We start from the raw sequence: 17,292 nt of genomic DNA on the forward strand, positions 1-17,292 counted from the left end.
CCACCGGCGAACGTCGTGGCGGAACTCACTGCTTCAGACTCGCATGGCCACCGGTCGAACCGTGACCACCGGCCCCTCGAACGGTGTCGTCCAACTCGTCGACCTCGACGAACGTCACCAGTTCGACTCGCTGCACGATCAGTTGGGCAATGCGGTCGCCTCGCTCGAGCTCGATCGAAGTGTGCAGGTCGTGGTTGATCAGGCACACCTTGATCTCGCCGCGATACCCGGCATCGATCGTGCCCGGGGTGTTGACCACCGACAGGCCCGACTTCGCCGCCAGTCCCGATCGCGGATGCACCAGCCCGACGGTTCCCAACGGTAGAGCGATCGCGATTCCGGTCCCCACCAGGACGCGTTCGCCCGGTGCGATCGTCACCGGGGCGGTGATTCGCAGATCCACGCCCGCATCACCCTCGTGCGCCCGTGTCGGCACCGGAAGCTCGGGATCGAGTCGGCGTACCCGGACCTCGGACAACGGATCGGAAGGCAGGCGCGGGGTGGGGGGTCGGCCGACGGACGGTTCGTTGCCGGACTCGGTGACTTCGTCGCTCACGTGGAACGAGACTACGCTGGCCGGCTTCGGTCTCGGTGTGGCGACTACCCTGGGACTCGTGACTGCAGATCGACAGGCCGAACACGCATCGGAGTCCGGCGACTCCACTCCTCACACGGGTTCCACGGCACCCGCTGACTCGGTGCTCTACTCCGAGCGACTCTGGGTGCCGATCTGGTGGTGGGCAGCGGGCGCGGCCGTGGCGGTGTTGCTGGCTGCGGAGATCCACATGGGAGCGCCCGGCATTCGTGCCTGGCTGCCCTACGTGGTGTTGCTCCCGCTGATCGCGTGGGCGTTGTTCGCCTTCAGCAGGCTGCGCGTCGAGGTGGTCGCGGGTGCGGCCGGTGCCGAGTTACGCGTCGGGTCTGCTCATCTGCCACTCGAGGTGGCGTCGAAGGCTGCCGTCGTTCCAGCGACAGCAAAAAGTGCGGCACTGGGAAGGCAGCTCGATCCGCTGGCCTTCGTGCAGCACCGCACCTGGGTGAAGCAAATGGTGATCGTGGTCCTCGACGACCCGAACGATCCGACGCCCTACTGGCTGGTGAGCACCAAACGCCCCGAGGAGCTGTTGGCGGTCCTGACCGCGCACGGCGTCGAGGCGCGCTGACCTACCTCTCGATCTTTCGGTCGGAACCGTCGACACAGACCTGATCCGACCGATCAGGTCTGTGCGGAGATGGTCACGCCGCGCAGTCGCGGCACATCAGTACACCGTTGGCGTCGCTGGCCAGTCGGCTGCGGTGATGGACCAGGAAGCAGCTCGAGCAGGTGAACTCGTCGGCCTGCTTGGGAACCACCCGAACCGAGAGCTCCTCGCCGGACAGATCTGCACCCGGGAGCTCGAAGGACTCCGCGGTGTCGGATTCGTCCACGTCCACCACAGCGGACTGGGCCTCGTTGCGTCGGGCCTTCAATTCTTCGAGCGAGTCCTCCGACACATCGTCGGATTCTGTTCTTCTCGGTGCGTCGTAGTCGGTTGCCATTGTCTTCGTACCCCTCATCTTCGTGCGTGTGTGTGGTGGAAGCTGCCGATGTGGTCGGCTTGTGGCCGTCGGCTGTGAAGAGGGCGCTTGCTCGCTCCCACCGATGTTCGTATCTGTTCAAAACCGTTCGTCGTCGCGCGGTGCCCGAAACTACACCGGGTAGTTCCCAGAACTCGCCGGTTGAAACCCGATCGAGACCTCGCTCACCTGATCGATGGTGCACCGGCGTCCGATTCTTGAAGCACCGCGGCCGCCAGACAATAGCCGAAGCCGGTCGCAAAGCAGAAACCGAACCGCCGACAAGTCCACAACCTGGGTGCACGCCGCATCAACACCGGGATGACCAGCTTCATTCCGCGCGTCGCAGAACACTTCTCGACGCCGGTTTCGGGCTCCGAATCGGGCGTCGCGCACTGGATCGAAGGAGTGCCCCGCCGAGTGTGCCGCCCTCGCGCACCCCGGCCATCTACAGTAGGCACCGCGTCGGTGTGAACCGACTCTGCGAACCGGTCTCGGCGACTGCCGACGGAAAGGCGAAGATCACTGTGGTTTCTCTGATCACCGAAGGCCATTCGGTCGACGGTCGAGGTCGTCCGTTCCGTCGCCGCCGCGCGTTTCCGATCATCGCGGTCTTCGCGGTGCTGGCTCTGCTCGGAGTGCTGGTGTGGGTCAGGGTGTTCACCACCGCAGAGGCCACCTCGGCAACCGCCGAATGCAATGTGCCCACCACCGCCGCCGCGTCGGACGGAACGCTGCCCGCGCCACTCGGCGAGGAAGTGGACCCCACGACACTGCTCGACGTCGAGCCTGCCGCCCTGTCCGCATCGAAAGTGCGTGTTTTCAACGCCAACGGTGAGCGCGGACAAGCCGCTCTGGTGGCCGCCCAGCTCAGCGACTACGGTTTCGCCAGCGCACCGGACGTCCAGGTCGGCAACGATCCGGTCTACGTCGATCAGAACATGCAGTGCCAGGGCCAGATTCGGTTCGGCCCGGCCGGCCTGGCGGCAGCGAGTGCGGTGTCACTGGTCGCGCCATGCGCCGAACTGATCCAAGACGCCCGCGCCGACGACTCGGTCGATCTGGCACTCGGTACCTACTTCAGCGAGATCCAGCCCAACGACGACGCCGAGGAAGTGCTGCGCACGCTTGCCGGGGCCGCACCCGGTGCCCCGCCTGCGCCGCTCGATGCCGCTCTGCTCTCGGCAGCACGCGAATCGCGTTGCTGACGCAGTAGGGCCGCGTCAGCCGGGAATCGGATCGAGGGCACCCGCGCTGCGGAGTACGGCCACGAAGGCGTCCGCGATCCCCGGGGCCGTTGCCACCGTCACCGCACCCTGCGCACTGGTGCTGTTGGCCGCGGGCAGCCTGATCATTGCGCCCGCCTCGGCCGCGATCAGCGCACCCGCCGCCCAATCCCACGGACTGAGTCCGTGCTCGAAGTGGGCGTCCACCACTCCGGACGCGACCATGCACAGATCGAGCGCGGCCGAACCGATCCGGCGGATGTCGCGCACTTGAGGCAGCAGTTCGGAGATGATCGCGCCCTGCACCGCGCGACGGGAGGATCCGTAGCCGAATCCGGTGGCCAACAACGTCATCGACACATCGGTGACACCGGAACAGTGCAGCTGCTCCTGGGTACCGTCGGCCCGCTCCACCGTCGCCCCACGTCCCAGAGCGGCCGAGTAGACGAGCTCGCGGGCGACATCGATCACGGCACCGGCAACACTGACACCGTCGATCTGGACTGCGACCGAAACCGCGTACGCCGGAATTCCGTACATGAAGTTCACGGTTCCGTCGATCGGGTCCAGCACCCATCGCACACCGTCGAGCGAGTCGTCCTCGCTGCCTTCCTCTTCTCCGAGAATCGCATCCTCGGGCCGCAGCTGCGCCAGCATCTTGCGTAGGACGCGCTCGGTTTCGGTGTCCACGACGGTCACCGGATCGGTCGGCGTGCTCTTGGAGTGCACCGCGCCGTCACCCTCGCTCGAATCGCCGCCGAAGACCTCGGGGCGACGCCGTCTGACATGCTCGGCGGCTCGCGTCGCGACCCGTACGGCGACCTCGCGCAGCACGTCCACCTCGCGCGTGTTCGATCCCTCTGCTGCCACCTGCTCTTCCGGCAATTGCGTACTGGCGGTGTCGGTCTGCGATCGGTCTGGTTTCGGCACGCGTACATCGCAACACACACCGACGTCCGAGCACCACCGCAGCGACCGCCGGTGACGTCACCGTCCCGCGAACGCCGAAACGCACTATTGTTCGGAGGCGACGGCATCACACGGATTCGATCACGCCAGGAGCGGCATCCACATGACACAGGCAGGTTCGGACAACACCACCGCTGCGGCAGCGCGCCACGGATTCGGCGTCGATGTGGGCGGCAGCGGCATCAAGGGCGGAATCGTGGACCTGAGCACCGGTGAGCTCGTCGGCGACCGCTACAAGATCGAGACGCCGCAACCGTCGACCCCCGATGCCGTCGCGCGCACCGTCGCCGAGATCGTCGCGCACTTCGAGTGGACCGGTCCGGTGGGCGTCACACTGCCTGCCGTGGTGACCGACGGTGTCGCTCGCTCGGCCGCCAACATCGACAAGTCCTGGATCGACACCGACGCCCGCGCGCTGTTCGCGAAGGCCATCGGCACCGAGAACGTCACCGTACTCAACGACGCTGATGCCGCCGGGGTGGCCGAGGACAAGTACGGCGGCGGCAAGGGCAAGGACGGCGTCGTCGTGCTGTTGACGTTCGGCACAGGGATCGGTTCGGCCGTGCTGCACAACGGAGTTCTGCTTCCCAATACCGAATTCGGTCACATGGAGGTCGACGGCAAGGAAGCCGAGCATCGCGCGGCGTCGTCGGTGAAGGAGAATCAGGGACTGTCCTACAAGGAGTGGGCCAAGGAGGTCTCGAAGGTTCTCGAGACGTTCGAGGCACTGCTGTGGCCGGATCTTTTCATCGCCGGCGGCGGAATCAGCCGCAAGAGCGAGAAGTGGATTCCACACCTGACCAATCGCACGCCCGTGGTTCCGGCAACCCTGCTGAACACTGCCGGGATCGTCGGCGCCGCACTCGCGGCGGACTCCGCCGTACCGTCCGCCGAGACCGGTACGTCCGCGGGATCGCTGGACTGACACGCGGGTTGCCACCTGCGTAGGGCGAGGGTCGGTAACAAACTCCTGAGAGGTCGTTACAATGGTGTGTGCCGGTACGCAGCCGGCCGAATCCGAAGACCTCTCCGCCGGAAACAACTCTGGCGTGACGCCGCACGACTTCGTCACGAAAGGGCGTACGTGGCAGCCACCGATATCCGTCAGACCGTAGATTCCGAGACCGAGTCTGCGACACCTGCACCTGCTGTCAAGGCACCCGCTGCGAAGGCACCGGCAAAGAAGGCACCCGCCAAGCGCGCCGCAGCCAAGAAGGCACCGGCGAAGAAGGCCGCAGCAAAGAAGACAGCAGTAACACCGGCGTCCGGGGACGATGCCGACGAGAGCACTCCGGGGATCGAAGACATCGACATCTCCGAGGGCGACCTCGCCGCAGCCGCCAACGATGTCGTCGAGGTGGTCGCTGCCGGTGACGACACCGAGGAAGACGCCACCGCCGAGCCGACTGCCGAGGACAAGGCGTCCGGTGACTTCGTCTGGGACGAAGAGGAATCCGAGGCGCTGCGCCAGGCCCGCAAGGATGCCGAGCTCACCGCGTCCGCCGACTCCGTCCGTGCCTACCTCAAGCAGATCGGCAAGGTCGCACTCCTCAACGCAGAAGAGGAAGTCGAACTGGCCAAGCGCATCGAGGCCGGCCTGTTCGCGGTCGAGAAGATGCGCGAGTCCGCGGAGAAGGGCGAGAAGCTTCCCGTTGCGCAGCGTCGCGACATGACGTGGATCTGCCGTGACGGCAACCGCGCCAAGAATCACCTCCTCGAGGCGAACCTTCGACTCGTCGTCTCCCTCGCCAAGCGCTACACCGGCCGTGGCATGGCGTTCCTGGACCTCATCCAGGAAGGCAACCTCGGTCTGATTCGCGCGGTCGAGAAGTTCGACTACACGAAGGGCTACAAGTTCTCGACGTACGCCACGTGGTGGATCCGACAGGCGATCACCAGGGCCATGGCCGACCAGGCCCGCACCATCCGTATTCCGGTGCACATGGTCGAGGTCATCAACAAGCTCGGCCGCATCCAACGCGAGCTGCTCCAGGATCTGGGTCGCGAACCCACTCCCGAAGAGCTCGCGAAGGAAATGGACATCACGCCGGAGAAGGTGCTGGAGATCCAGCAGTACGCGCGTGAGCCGATCTCGCTCGACCAGACCATCGGTGACGAGGGCGACAGCCAGCTCGGTGACTTCATCGAGGACTCCGAGGCGGTCGTCGCCGTGGACGCCGTGTCGTTCACGCTGCTCCAGGATCAGCTGCAGTCGGTTCTGGAGACGCTGTCCGAGCGCGAGGCGGGCGTGGTTCGTCTGCGGTTCGGCCTCACCGACGGTCAGCCCCGCACCCTCGACGAGATCGGTCAGGTCTACGGTGTCACGCGCGAGCGGATCCGTCAGATCGAGTCCAAGACCATGTCCAAGCTGCGTCACCCGTCGCGTTCTCAGGTGCTGCGCGACTACCTGGACTGATTCGTTCGCTCCACCTCGAACAACGACCGCCGATCACTGTGATCGGCGGTCGTTGTTCTCTGCTGCGTGGATGCCGTCACACCTGCGGCACCCCGAACGTTCCGTCCGGCCCTGGCCGATAGTCGAGCACAGCCGTGACGGCCGCGATCGGCAGCGGTCCGTACAGGTGCGGGAAGCGCATGGACTCCGGATCGGTCGGCACCCCCGGTTCCCATCGAACGGGTGCCGTCAGACGAGCCGGATCCACGCGCAGCAGAACCAGATCCGTGCGGCCGGAAAAGAGCCGATTCGCCGGCAAGTGCACTTGCTCGGGTGTGGACAGGTGCACGAAACCCACGGATTCGTACGAGTCCGGGGTGTAGTCGGCCCGACCACGCATCGCGAGCCACTCCCCTGCCGTGCAGATGTGAACGAGGTCGTCCTGCTTGCTGGTCACAGTTCCATTCTGCAGTGTCGAGTGCGCGTCAGGGCGGCGGAATGTCGGCAACGCCCCGATCTCTGCGGGCAGGCAGCCCACCGACCACGACGGCTACGATGACGGCGACGATTCCGAGAGCCTCCAGAGTCGTCGGAATCTGAGTCAGCACCACGGCACCGACCACCGTCGCCGTCGCCGGGAGCAGAGCCAGCAACAACGCGAAGCGGGCCCGGCCGACTCGCACCAGGACGTACTGATCGAGAACGTAGGGAACCACACTCGACAACAGCCCGACGCCCAGTCCGAGAACCCAGATCCGCCAGTCTCCCAATGCATTCGAGTGCGCGACCGCGAACGGTCCGAACAGTGGGACGGCAAGGAGTACGGACGCGATTCCGAACCCGGCAGCCATGTCGTCGAGCCCCTGGCCTGCGTCGGCAACCGACTTGCCCAGCACGATGTAGGCAGCCCACAGGGCCGCCGAGCCCAGCGCGAACACGATCCCGACCAACCCCACCTCGCCGCCCTCGAACTGCGCCGAAGCGATGGCTCCGACGCCGGCCACCACCAGGAGCAGCGCGCAGACGTCGGCAGGCTTTCTGGACCCGGCAGCAGCGACCGCGATCGGCCCGAGAAACTCGATGGCCACCGCCGCGCCGAGCGGCAGCCTGGCGATCGCCTCGTAGAACATCGCGTTCATGCCGATCGTCGCACCGCCGAACGCGGCGGCCGTGGTCGCCCGACGCACGGTCCATCCGCCGCTGCTGCCGGCCCGGTGCCGCCACGGCCGCCGCCAGGCCACCAACACCAGCGCCGCACCGAACCCGCGCAGCCACGCCACCGCGGCCGGATCGACGGTGTCGAACAAGAACACACCGATCGCCGCACCGACGTACATGCACAGCGCGCCGATCACGAACAGCGACGGAATACCCAGCTTCGATGCGCCGGAGAGCGAGGTAGAAGTCGAAGCCACATCGGCGACCCTACTGCCGCGACTCGCACCGAACACGATCAGCTCTCAGCGAACACTGTCGACGACGTTCCTGCTCGTGAGCCATGTTTCGTGTTAGTGACAACACAAAGAAACGCGCTCGGGAACAACGCATGACCGCCATACGTCTGACAGAGTGAACGGACCGCGCCATACCGACGCGGCGGACCGGCCCCAGGCGAACGGGACAACCCGCAAGCCAGTACGGAGGAGTCATGCCCGGAACATTGACCAGCCCACAATTGACAGCAGCGGACCGGTGCGACCGGTGCGGTGCAGGGGCTCGCGCGCGTGTCGTGCTCTCGACCGGTGGAGAACTTCTCTTCTGCGGTCACCACGCCACCGAGCACGAAGCCCGTTTGCGTGAAGTGAACGCAACGGTGATGACCGAATCGGACTCCACGGTGTAACCCACCTTTTGCGTCGGGGGAAACAGGTTCGCCACGATCGACGAACACAACGAAGAAGACGGACGGTCACCAGACCGTCCGTCTTTTTCGTGCCCTGATCTGCCAGGGATCTCTACATCTTGCGCAACTGCGCGATTCGCTCGCCCAACTGATCGGCCGACGCCATCGCTGTCGGCGGGCCACCGCAGATACGTCGCAGATCGCCGTGAATCACCCCGTGCGGCTTCCCGGTGCGGTGGTGGTACACCGCGACCAAACTGTTCAGTTCACGCCGCAGACCGGCCAACTGGCCCGCACTGGTGGCCCTGTCGTTGACCACTGCAGGTGCCGGAACCGCCGGCCCGGCAGCCGGCTTGTCGATCTGTTCCTGCTGGCGCTGGCGCAGCAGGTCACGCATCTGCGTCGCGTCGAGCAGACCGGGCAGACCGAGATAGTCCGCTTCCTCGTCGCTACCCGAGAACGTCGCGGTACCGAACGAGGAACCGTCGTAGATCACCTGGTCCAGTTCTGCATCCGCACCCAGCGAGGTGTACGCCTTCTCCTCCTCGCCCAGTTCGTCCTTCTGCTTGTTGGCGTCGGCCAGCAACTCGTCGTCGAAGCCGTCCTTCTCGCGGTGCGGTTTGCCGAGGATGTGATCGCGTTGCGCCTCGAGCTGCGACGCGAGATCGAGCAGCACCGGTACCGACGGCAGGAAGACGCTTGCCGTCTCACCCTTGCGCCGAGACCGCACGAAGCGGCCGATCGCCTGTGCGAAGTACAGCGGGGTCGACGCGCTCGTCGCATAGACACCGACGGCCAGACGCGGAACGTCGACGCCCTCGGACACCATGCGGACGGCAACCATCCACCGCTGGTCGCTCTTACCGAACTCGGCGATACGAGCCGAGGACGTGGGGTCGTCCGAGAGCACGATCGCCGGTGTCTCCCCCGTGATCACCTCGATCAGCTTCGCGTAGGCCCGCGCCACCGTCTGATCGGTTGCGATCACCAGACCGCCGGCATCGGGCATGCCGCCTGCGCGCAGTTGTGCGAGCCGCGTGTTCGCAGCCAACAGCACCGCAGGCATCCAGTCGCCCTGCGGATCCAGTGCGGTGCGCCATGCCCTCGCGGTCTGTTCGGCATTGAGCGGCTCACCCAGGCGCGCGGTGTATTCCTCGCCGGCGCTGTCCCGCCAGCGCGCTTCACCGGAGTACGCGAGGAACACGACCGGACGGACCACGCCGTCCGCAAGAGCATCGGAGTAGCCGTACGCGTGATCGGCCTTGGACCGCATCAACCCGTCCTGATCCGGTTCGTAGTTGACGAACGGAATCGGACTGTCGTCGCTGCGGAACGGCGTACCGGTCAGTGCGAGACGTCGGGTGGCGTCTCCGAACGCCTCGCGAATTCCCTCACCCCAGCTCTTGGCGTCGCCGCCGTGGTGAATCTCGTCGAGAATCACGAGGGTCTTGCGTGATTCGGTGCGCACTCGATGCTTGAACGGGTGCGAGGCGATCTGCGCATACGTCACGACCACGCCGTGGTAGTCGCTCGAGGTCTGACCGGTCGAGTTCGAGAAGCGCGAGTCCAATGCGATGCCGACCCTGGCGGCCGACTCCGCCCATTGGTGCTTGAGGTGTTCGGTGGGCGCAACGACGGTGACCTGATCGACGGTCCGATGCGCGAGCAGTTCTGCGGCCACCCGGAGGGCGAAGGTCGTCTTGCCTGCGCCGGGCGTCGCGACCGCGAGGAAGTCCTTGGGCGAGGCGACGAGATACTTCGTCAGCGCCCGTCGCTGCCACGCGCGCAGCGGTGCTCCCCCACTCGCGGGAGCGGCAGTCTGCTCGGTGGATGGTGGTGTGGGATCGAACATGTCAGCGCTCACTGGCCGCCGGTTCCTGGCATCGATGTAAATTCCTCGCGCTCTCGGTAGCCCTGCAGTGTCCGCCGAGGAGCCTATCGCTCCGCACCGACCGATCCCGCATCGCTGGGGTGAGTCGGATGCGACACGGCGAGTCGGCTGTTAGGCGAAGTCGCCTTTCGTCAGGAATGCTGGAGGAACCATGAGCGAGTCTGCAGGCGGAACTCCACCACCGGAACGGTTGTCTGCGAGAAGGCCGCTACACGCAGTATGGAAAGTGACGCTGCGCACTCTGAGCAAAGCGTGGGAAGACTCGATCTTCAGCAAGGCCGCAACGGCTGCGTTCTGGCAGACGCTGTCGCTGCCACCGCTGTTGCTCGGCGTGCTGGGCAGTCTGGGACTCGTCGGCGGATGGTTCGGACCCAACACCGTCGAGATCATCGAGTCCAAGATCATCACGTTCAGCAACACCCTCTTCAGCGGCAGCGTCGTGGACCAGATCATCGCTCCGACGGTCAAGGACGTCCTCGCCCAGGGCAGCGGCGAGATCGTGTCCGTGGGCTTTCTGCTCTCGTTGTGGGCCGGGTCGTCTGCGATCTCGACGTTCGTCGACTCCATCGTCGAAGCGCACGGGCAGGCCGACGCGCGACATCCCGTCTGGCAGAGGTTCTTCGCGCTGCTTCTCTACGTGGGCTTCCTGGTGATCGCGGTCTTCGTGCTTCCGCTCGTCGCCCTCGGACCGGTGTACGTGCAGCAGATTCTGCCGGATTCGTGGATCACCGTGGGCAGCGAGGTCATCGATTTCTTCTACTACCCGGCCGTCGGGCTGTTGCTGATCATCGGTTTGACCACGCTGTACAAGGTGGCCCTGCACACTTCGCTGCCGTGGCATCGTCTCCTCGGTGGAGCCCTGCTGGCCGGGGTGTTCTTCATGATCGCCAGCGCGGTACTGCGCCGGTATCTGGGCTGGGTGACGAGCACCGGGTACACCTACGGCGCGCTGGCGACGCCCATCGCGTTTCTGCTGTTCACGTTCTTCCTCGGCTTCGCCATCGTTCTCGGTGCCGAGTTCAACGCAACGATCCAGGAGTTCTCGCCCGCACGGGCGACCCGAATGGACCAGATGCGGGAGTGGATCGCGGCGCAGGCCGCTGCCGACGACAAGCCGTCGGGACCGGTGACCGCTGTCGCCCGACGGCTGGCCACGGGGCCGATCAAACTGTCCGGCGACCGGGCCCGTTCGGATCGTCCCGAACCGACCCCGGACCGGCACCCGGGAGACGGTGGTCAGTCGCCCTTCTTCAAGCCCTCGTAGACCTTCTTGCAGTCCGGGCACACCGGTGATCCGGGCTTCGCGGACTTGGTGACGGGAAACACCTCACCGCACAGCGCGACGACGTGCGTACCCATCACCGCGCTCTCGGCGATCTTGTTCTTCTTCACGTAGTGGAAGAATTTCGGCCGGTCGTCCTCGGTGGTTTCGTCCGGTGCGATATCGGGACGGTCCTTCGTCTGAGTGCTCATGAACACAGATTAATCCGTTTGGGCCGTGCATCCACAGCAAGGGGTAACCGGTTCCACAGCTCGTCGTATGCATTCTGTGAGCAGTAGTGCCACAGTGGAGGTATGACGAGAACCCCAGGGTTCGACGGAAGCGCGTACAGCGACTCGCCGGATGGGCCCGTCCTGATCACCGAGGCGCAGAAGTCGGTCGAGGAGCAGCACAAAGCTCGCGTCCGCAAATACATGTTCATCATGTCGTTCCGCATCCCGGCGTTGGTGTTGGCTGCCATCGCGTACGGGATGTGGATGAATCCGTGGATCTCCATGGCGATAGTCGGAGCGTCCATTCCACTGCCGTGGATGGCGGTGCTGATCGCCAACGATCGGCCGCCCCGCACCAAGGACGAGATGAGCCGATACGACTACCGGACCGTGGACAGGCCGCAACTGGAATCGAGCAACCACCGGGTGATCGAACCGGGCGACGACTGACGCAGCGGCCATCGCCGATGCGACACTTGCGTCGTGACTGCACCGAATTCCACGTCCCCGCTCGTCGTCGCCTGCTCCGATCTTCGTGAGGCCTTCGAGCGGGCGGGGTACGACGCCGACGGAGTACTGACGCTGCTCGGCGCCGACGCCCACGCTGCCCTCGGTCGCAGCGAGCCGGTGCCGGTACGCAACGCCAGCCGGGACGGTGGTGCGCTGGGTGTTCTGGTGCGCCTGTTCCTGCTCGTCGACGACTGCCCCGAGTCCGACGTCGCTGACGCCATCGCACCACTGACGGTTGCCGACGCCGTCGCAGCCGGGATTCTCACCTGCTCCGGATCGACAGTGCGGACGCTGCTCGATATTCGACCGCTCGACGCCGGACACGGAACTCGGTGGATCGTCTCGGATCCGGACGGCAGCATGCGCGCCGCCGAGACCGCTCCCGACCACGTGCTCGGCGTCGGGCAGGCCTCGTTGTCGCTGCTGCGCGGAACGCCCACGTCCCCGGCGACAAGCGTTCTCGACGTCGGTACCGGCTGCGGCGTCCAGGCCGTGCACGCCTGCGGCTACGCGGAGCAGGTGACCGCGACCGACATCAGTCCGCGATCGATGGACCTCGCTGCCGCGACGATGGCGCTCAACGGGCTCGACGTCGAGTTGCTGCACGGTTCGTGGTTCGAGCCCGTCGCCGGGCGTCGATTCGATCGCATCGTCGCCAACCCGCCGTTCGTCGTCGGCCGCGCCGAAGTGCAGCACTCGTACCGCGATTCCGGCCTCGACCTCGACGGAGCGAGCGCTCTGATGATCGGCGGGGCCCCGGAACACCTGGCGCTCGGCGGTACCGCGGCCATCCTGGCGTCATGGGTGCACGTCCGCGGTGAGGACTGGCGTGCGCGGGTGGCGTCGTGGCTGCCCGCGCACGGAATCGACGCCTGGGTCGTCGAGCGTGACGTCGCCGATCCCGCGCTCTACGTGGGCACCTGGATGCGTGACGGCGGACTCGATCCCCGCGATCCCGACGCGGCCGCGGTGGCACAGTCCTGGCTCGACCACTTCGCCGCCGCCGATGTCGAGGGAATCGGCTTCGGGTTCGTCTATCTCCGCCGAACGGATGCGCCGACCGATCTGCTTGCCGAGGAGCTCACGCACGGCTTCTCCGACCCGCTTGGCAACGAATCTATCGAGTACTTCGCGCGGCTGGACTGGCTGCGGGAGCACGACATCCTCGACTCGGTACTGACTCTCGACCCGAACACCGCACTCGAACGCGTCTACCTTCCCGGCGAGGAGGGATGGGCTCCGGTGGCGGTGCGCGTCCATCGCGGGAACGGCCCGCAGTGGCAGCACGACGTCGACGAACTCGGTGCGGCTCTGCTCGCAGGCCTTCGACCCGATGGCCTACCGGTCGGCGAACTGGTGGAGTTGCTCGCTGCTGCGCACGACGAGGACGCCGAGGAACTGGCAGTGCATGCAGTGACGATGATGCAGGGGCTCGTCCGGCACGGCTTGGTTCTGCCGGCTCGATGAGTGCACGACACCGCCCCGGGAGAGCGACCGTTCCCGGCGGCTTCACTTCTCAGCAACTTCTCAGGACGAACATGACGTAATCCCTGGTCACACGGGTATCTACAGGATCGGCGTGGGAACTTATCGGAGTCTCCCGAGCGTTGAACCCTGTGAGACACCACCGACCAGGAGGCAAGTCATGACCAGCCCCAGCACCACGATTCGTCCGCGGCCCACCGATGCCGATCTGGACGCCCAGAGCCCAGCAGCCGATCTCGTTCGCGTGTACCTCAACGGCATCGGCCGCACCGCGTTGCTGACGGCTGCCGAAGAAGTCGATCTGGCCAAGCGGATCGAGGCTGGTCTCTACGCAAAGCAGGTTCTCGAGAACACGAAGCGACTGAGCGCAGTCAAGAAGCGCAACCTCGCCATCATCGTTCGTGACGGCAGTGCTGCACGCAGCCACCTGCTCGAAGCGAACCTTCGCCTGGTCGTGTCTCTCGCCAAGCGCTACACCGGCCGCGGTATGCCCCTGCTCGACCTGATCCAGGAGGGCAACCTCGGGCTCATCCGCGCGATGGAGAAGTTCGACTACGCCAAGGGCTTCAAGTTCTCGACGTACGCGACGTGGTGGATTCGTCAGGCCATCACCCGCGGTATGGCAGATCAGAGCCGCACGATCCGGCTGCCCGTCCACCTGGTCGAACAGGTCAACAAGCTGGCCAGGATCAAGCGTGAGCTGCATCAGCAGCTCGGCCGCGAGGCAACGGACGAAGAGCTGTCGAGCGAATCGGGTATCGCGGTGGAGAAGATCGCGGATCTGCTCGACCACAGCCGCGACCCGGTCAGCCTGGACATGCCGGTCGGCAGCGACGAGGAAGCACCTCTCGGCGACTTCATCGAGGATTCCGAGGCGACGTCCGCCGAGAACGCCGTCATCGCCGGACTGCTGCACAGCGACGTCCGTGTCGTTCTCGGCACTCTCGACGAACGGGAGCAGCAGGTCATTCGTCTCCGCTACGGCCTGGACGACGGACAGCCCCGCACCCTCGATCAGATCGGCAAGCTCTTCGGTCTCTCCCGTGAGCGTGTCCGTCAGATCGAGCGCGAGGTGATGGTCAAGCTTCGGCAGGGCGACCGCGCCGAGAAGCTGCGGTCGTACGCCAGCTGAGCACAGCCCCGACCGGGTGGAGCGACGGTGACCATCCCCGTTCGCGCCGCCTCACGCGGTAGCCGAGCCGACGTTCTCTCCCCCTCGGGACGTCGACTCGGCTGCCGCTTTTTCGTGGCCCGTCCGTTCAGCGCAGGCGGCGCGGCCCCAGATCGGCTTTGGTGGGCTCGGGCCCGATGCGCACCCGGGCGTCGGTGATCTGTGCGCCGTCGGCGGACGCCAGAACCGGCTCACACGAGATCTCGCGAATGTCGGCGATGTCTTCTGCCAGCGCAGAAATTCGCTGAACGAGGTCGATCAGGGCTTTCTTGTTGACGGGCACCGCATTGCGATATCCGGACAGCAGCGGAGCCGCCTTCGGTGCGTCGATCAGTTGCGCGGCCTCGTCCTCGGTCAGTGGCAGCACCCGATACGCACGATCGCCCAACAGATCCGAGATCACCCCGGCCAGACCGAACGAGATGAGTGATCCGAAAGACGGGTCGTCCTGTACGCGAACGACGCAGCCGATTCCCTTGACCGCCATGCGCTGGACGTGCAACAGCGGCTCGCCCGAGGCCGCCGCCAAATTCCGATACGCCACCCGCACCGCGGAGGCGTCGGCCATGTCCAGACGCACTCCGCCGAGATCCGGCCGGTGCCGCCACCGCTCCCCGGTCGCCTTGACCGCCACCGGATATCCCAGTTCGTCTGCTGCCGCGACGGCCTCGTCCTCGTCGGTCACGGTCCGAAAGGCCACGACGTCGAGGCCGTAGCAGCTCAGCAGCTCTGCGGTCTCGAAATCCGAGAGCCAGCGTCCGTGACTGCCCGCCGACCGCCATCCCTCGACCAGCTGCTTGGCACGTTCGGAGTCGATGCTCTTGGGCCGGACGAGATTCGACACCGGCCGCGAACGCCACGACGAGTACCGCCACGCAGCAGCCAGCGCCGCAACGGCCCGCTCCGGACTCGAGTACGACGGCACCGATCCACGCACGGGGTGTCCACCCGGTCCGCGGACCGCCAGGACGTCCGGAATGCCCTCGGTGGCAAGGAACGTCGAGAGTACGGGCTTGTCGGATCCACGGACGGCGTTGCCGAGCGCGGCCGCGAACGGTTCGACCTCCACCGCTACCGGTGGAACGAACACGACGATGACGGCGTCGATGTCGGATGCGGCCAATGCCGACGACACGGCCGCGGCGAACTCCTCGGGGCCTGCCTGCGGACCGACATCGGTCGGATTGCTCGCGTGCAGGCCCTTGGCTCGCGCAGCGTCCACTGCCAGCACACCCAGAGCCGTCGAATTTCCCACCACGGCAACCCGCGGGCCGACCGGAAGAGGCTGATTTCCGAACAGGACGGCGCAGTCGAACAGTTCGGAGATGGTGTCGACCTGAATGACTCCGGCCTGCGCGAACAGTGCGCGCACGATCGAGTCGTCGATGTCGGCACCGATCGCATGGGCAGGCGGCACGGCCCCGCGGCCGCTCTTGACCGCGATGATTGGCTTGGTGCGCGCGACCCGTCGGGCGATCCTGGTGAACTTCCTGGGATTACCGAAGCTCTCGAGGTACAGCAGGATCACCTCGGTGGCCGGGTCCGAATCCCAGTACTGCAGTAGGTCGTTTCCGGACACATCGGCGCGGTTTCCGGCCGAGACGAACGTCGACAGTCCCAGCCTGCGGTTGGCGGCCTCGTCCAGAATCGCGATGCCGAGGGCACCGGACTGACAGAAGAACCCCACGTTGCCCGGAGTGGGCAGATGCGGAGCCAGCGTGGCGTTCAGGCCGAACTCGGGATCGGTGTTCGCCACACCGAGCGCGTTGGGCCCGATCAACCGCATTCCGTGCGCCCTCGCGGCGAGCACCAGCCTGCGCTCGCTCTCCTGGCCCGCGGGTCCGGTCTCGCCGAATCCACCCGAGACCACCAGCAACGCTTTGACGCCCTTGTCGAGGCAGTCGTCGAGCACGGCGTCGATCGCATCGGCCGGTACCGCTGCTATCGCCAGATCGACCGGATCGGGGATGTCGTGCACCGTGGCGTAGGCGCGGACCCCGCGGACCGAACGATGGTCGGCGTTGACGGGATAGACGGGGCCGGTGAAGTTGCCCGCCAGGAGATTCGCGAGAACGGCGTTGCCCACTTTCGAGCTGTCGGTCGATGCTCCGATCACGGCCACCGATCGTGGGCTGAGCACGTTGCGCACACTGCGGGCCTCGGCGGCACGCTCACGCGAATTGCGCACCGAGAGCAGAGCTTCGCTCGGGTCGATGGCGAACTCCAGTCGCAGCACTCCCCCCTCGAAGGACCTGCTGACCTGATAACCCGCTTCACGGAAGACGGTGACCATGTTCCGGTTCTCGGCGAGCACCTCGGCGACGAACATGTTCACCCCGTTCTCGGCGGCCGCTCCCGCGAGGTGTTCGAGCAGGATCGGACCCAGCCCGCGGCCCTGATGCGCGTCGGCGACGACGAAGGCCACCTCGGCGGAATTACCGTCGCCCTCGGGCAGTCGTTCGTATCGGCCGACCGCGATGATGTCGTCACCGAGCACTGCGACGAACGCCACCCGGTCGTGGTGATCGACCGTGGTGAAGTTGAGGACGTCGCGCTGGGGCATCGTGGGGTAGGGACCGAAATATCGCAGGTATCTCGTCCGCTCGGACAGCCGCCCGTGGAAGGCGACGATGCGCTCGGAGTCCGACGGGACGATGGGACGCAGGTGCACCACACCACCGTCGGAGGTCAGGACGTCGGCAACCCAGTGTCGCGGAAAAGTCGTCTCCGCTCGCTCTCGGGCCAGGTCCT

At 66.0% G+C, this 17,292-nt stretch carries 17 protein-coding genes; 9 read left to right on the plus strand and 8 right to left on the minus strand.

What is annotated here, in order from left to right; all coding sequences use genetic code 11:
* Positions 1 to 25 precede the first annotated feature (25 nt).
* On the minus strand, positions 26 to 478 hold the full coding sequence (gene dut, locus AB0366_RS11465; RefSeq protein WP_237669536.1) for a dUTP diphosphatase: 453 nt from the start codon (positions 476 to 478) through the stop codon (positions 26 to 28).
* A 220-nt stretch (positions 479 to 698) separates the two neighbouring features.
* Between dut and AB0366_RS11470 the strand changes: the two genes are divergently transcribed.
* Entirely contained in the window at positions 699 to 1,163 is a 465-nt protein-coding gene (locus AB0366_RS11470) for a DUF3093 domain-containing protein (RefSeq protein WP_366244413.1), read from the plus strand.
* A gap of 73 nt (positions 1,164 to 1,236) precedes the next feature.
* On the opposite strand, the gene AB0366_RS11475 is transcribed toward AB0366_RS11470, so the two are convergent.
* Positions 1,237 to 1,539 carry a DUF4193 domain-containing protein gene (locus AB0366_RS11475; protein ID WP_027496891.1) on the minus strand — a complete coding sequence of 101 codons (303 nt, stop codon included), beginning with the start codon at positions 1,537 to 1,539 and terminating at the stop codon, positions 1,237 to 1,239.
* Positions 1,540 to 2,084: 545 nt separating this feature from the next.
* Here AB0366_RS11475 and cei point away from each other — a divergent pair.
* Positions 2,085 to 2,765 (plus strand): envelope integrity protein Cei, encoded by a 681-nt coding sequence (gene cei, locus AB0366_RS11480; protein ID WP_121872448.1) that lies wholly within the window; start codon positions 2,085 to 2,087, stop codon positions 2,763 to 2,765.
* A 15-nt stretch (positions 2,766 to 2,780) separates the two neighbouring features.
* On the opposite strand, the gene AB0366_RS11485 is transcribed toward cei, so the two are convergent.
* On the minus strand, positions 2,781 to 3,623 hold the full coding sequence (locus tag AB0366_RS11485) for an inositol monophosphatase family protein (protein WP_366244414.1): 843 nt from the start codon (positions 3,621 to 3,623) through the stop codon (positions 2,781 to 2,783).
* Between the two features lie 232 nt (positions 3,624 to 3,855).
* Here AB0366_RS11485 and ppgK point away from each other — a divergent pair, with 232 nt between their 5' ends.
* Both ppgK and AB0366_RS11495 read left to right on the plus strand, forming a co-directional pair.
* Positions 3,856 to 4,677 (plus strand): polyphosphate--glucose phosphotransferase, encoded by an 822-nt coding sequence (gene ppgK / locus AB0366_RS11490; protein WP_366244053.1) that lies wholly within the window; start codon positions 3,856 to 3,858, stop codon positions 4,675 to 4,677.
* A gap of 159 nt (positions 4,678 to 4,836) precedes the next feature.
* The gene (locus AB0366_RS11495; RefSeq protein ID WP_366244054.1) at positions 4,837 to 6,168 is read left to right on the plus strand and encodes an RNA polymerase sigma factor; all 1,332 of its coding nucleotides are present in this window, start codon (positions 4,837 to 4,839) and stop codon (positions 6,166 to 6,168) included.
* 76 nt (positions 6,169 to 6,244) lie between these two features.
* Here AB0366_RS11495 and AB0366_RS11500 read toward each other — a convergent pair whose 3' ends face one another.
* Positions 6,245 to 6,604 (minus strand): DUF952 domain-containing protein, encoded by a 360-nt coding sequence (locus AB0366_RS11500; protein WP_128646396.1) that lies wholly within the window; start codon positions 6,602 to 6,604, stop codon positions 6,245 to 6,247.
* 28 nt (positions 6,605 to 6,632) lie between these two features.
* Positions 6,633 to 7,562 (minus strand): EamA family transporter, encoded by a 930-nt coding sequence (locus AB0366_RS11505; RefSeq protein WP_366244055.1) that lies wholly within the window; start codon positions 7,560 to 7,562, stop codon positions 6,633 to 6,635.
* A gap of 233 nt (positions 7,563 to 7,795) precedes the next feature.
* On the opposite strand from AB0366_RS11505, the gene AB0366_RS11510 reads away from it, so the two are divergent.
* A complete protein-coding gene (locus tag AB0366_RS11510; protein WP_027496884.1) occupies positions 7,796 to 7,990 on the plus strand; it encodes a hypothetical protein in 195 nt (64 codons plus the stop codon).
* Between the two features lie 112 nt (positions 7,991 to 8,102).
* On the opposite strand, the gene AB0366_RS11515 is transcribed toward AB0366_RS11510, so the two are convergent.
* Positions 8,103 to 9,842 carry a DEAD/DEAH box helicase gene (locus AB0366_RS11515; protein ID WP_121870028.1) on the minus strand — a complete coding sequence of 580 codons (1,740 nt, stop codon included), beginning with the start codon at positions 9,840 to 9,842 and terminating at the stop codon, positions 8,103 to 8,105.
* A 190-nt stretch (positions 9,843 to 10,032) separates the two neighbouring features.
* Between AB0366_RS11515 and AB0366_RS11520 the strand changes: the two genes are divergently transcribed.
* Positions 10,033 to 11,145: a YihY/virulence factor BrkB family protein gene (locus AB0366_RS11520; protein WP_366244056.1), complete on the plus strand. Its 1,113-nt coding sequence runs from the start codon at positions 10,033 to 10,035 to the stop codon at positions 11,143 to 11,145.
* Here the strand turns inward: AB0366_RS11520 and AB0366_RS11525 are convergent.
* Positions 11,118 to 11,354 carry a DUF3039 domain-containing protein gene (locus tag AB0366_RS11525; RefSeq protein WP_068050652.1) on the minus strand — a complete coding sequence of 79 codons (237 nt, stop codon included), beginning with the start codon at positions 11,352 to 11,354 and terminating at the stop codon, positions 11,118 to 11,120. The two genes, AB0366_RS11520 and AB0366_RS11525, sit on opposite strands and share 28 nt — an antisense overlap.
* 102 nt (positions 11,355 to 11,456) lie before the next feature.
* Between AB0366_RS11525 and AB0366_RS11530 the strand changes: the two genes are divergently transcribed.
* From AB0366_RS11530 to AB0366_RS11540, 3 genes are all read left to right on the plus strand, one after another.
* Positions 11,457 to 11,825 (plus strand): DUF3099 domain-containing protein, encoded by a 369-nt coding sequence (locus AB0366_RS11530; RefSeq protein WP_094615264.1) that lies wholly within the window; start codon positions 11,457 to 11,459, stop codon positions 11,823 to 11,825.
* Between the two features lie 33 nt (positions 11,826 to 11,858).
* A complete protein-coding gene (locus AB0366_RS11535) occupies positions 11,859 to 13,352 on the plus strand; it encodes a class I SAM-dependent methyltransferase (RefSeq protein ID WP_366244057.1) in 1,494 nt (497 codons plus the stop codon).
* Between the two features lie 178 nt (positions 13,353 to 13,530).
* On the plus strand, positions 13,531 to 14,502 hold the full coding sequence (locus tag AB0366_RS11540) for a sigma-70 family RNA polymerase sigma factor (RefSeq protein ID WP_032377730.1): 972 nt from the start codon (positions 13,531 to 13,533) through the stop codon (positions 14,500 to 14,502).
* A gap of 127 nt (positions 14,503 to 14,629) precedes the next feature.
* Here the strand turns inward: AB0366_RS11540 and AB0366_RS11545 are convergent, their stop codons facing one another.
* Positions 14,630 to 17,287: a GNAT family N-acetyltransferase gene (locus AB0366_RS11545; RefSeq protein ID WP_366244415.1), complete on the minus strand. Its 2,658-nt coding sequence runs from the start codon at positions 17,285 to 17,287 to the stop codon at positions 14,630 to 14,632.
* Positions 17,288 to 17,292: the final 5 nt, after the last annotated feature.

The sequence above is a fragment of the Rhodococcus sp. NPDC076796 genome (assembly GCF_040702765.1).
GTDB lineage: Bacteria > Actinomycetota > Actinomycetes > Mycobacteriales > Mycobacteriaceae > Rhodococcoides.

Excerpts from the sequence above, each read along its gene's own strand:
- AB0366_RS11475 (WP_027496891.1), bottom strand. The coding sequence starts at position 1,539 with ATGGCAACCGACTACGACGCACCGAGAAGAACAGAATCCGACGATGTG.
- ppgK (WP_366244053.1), top strand. The coding sequence starts at position 3,856 with ATGACACAGGCAGGTTCGGACAACACCACCGCTGCGGCAGCGCGCCAC.
- AB0366_RS11510 (WP_027496884.1), top strand. The coding sequence starts at position 7,796 with ATGCCCGGAACATTGACCAGCCCACAATTGACAGCAGCGGACCGGTGC.
- AB0366_RS11515 (WP_121870028.1), bottom strand. The coding sequence starts at position 9,842 with ATGTTCGATCCCACACCACCATCCACCGAGCAGACTGCCGCTCCCGCG.
- AB0366_RS11520 (WP_366244056.1), top strand. The coding sequence starts at position 10,033 with ATGAGCGAGTCTGCAGGCGGAACTCCACCACCGGAACGGTTGTCTGCG.
- AB0366_RS11525 (WP_068050652.1), bottom strand. The coding sequence starts at position 11,354 with ATGAGCACTCAGACGAAGGACCGTCCCGATATCGCACCGGACGAAACC.
- AB0366_RS11530 (WP_094615264.1), top strand. The coding sequence starts at position 11,457 with ATGACGAGAACCCCAGGGTTCGACGGAAGCGCGTACAGCGACTCGCCG.
- AB0366_RS11540 (WP_032377730.1), top strand. The coding sequence starts at position 13,531 with ATGACCAGCCCCAGCACCACGATTCGTCCGCGGCCCACCGATGCCGAT.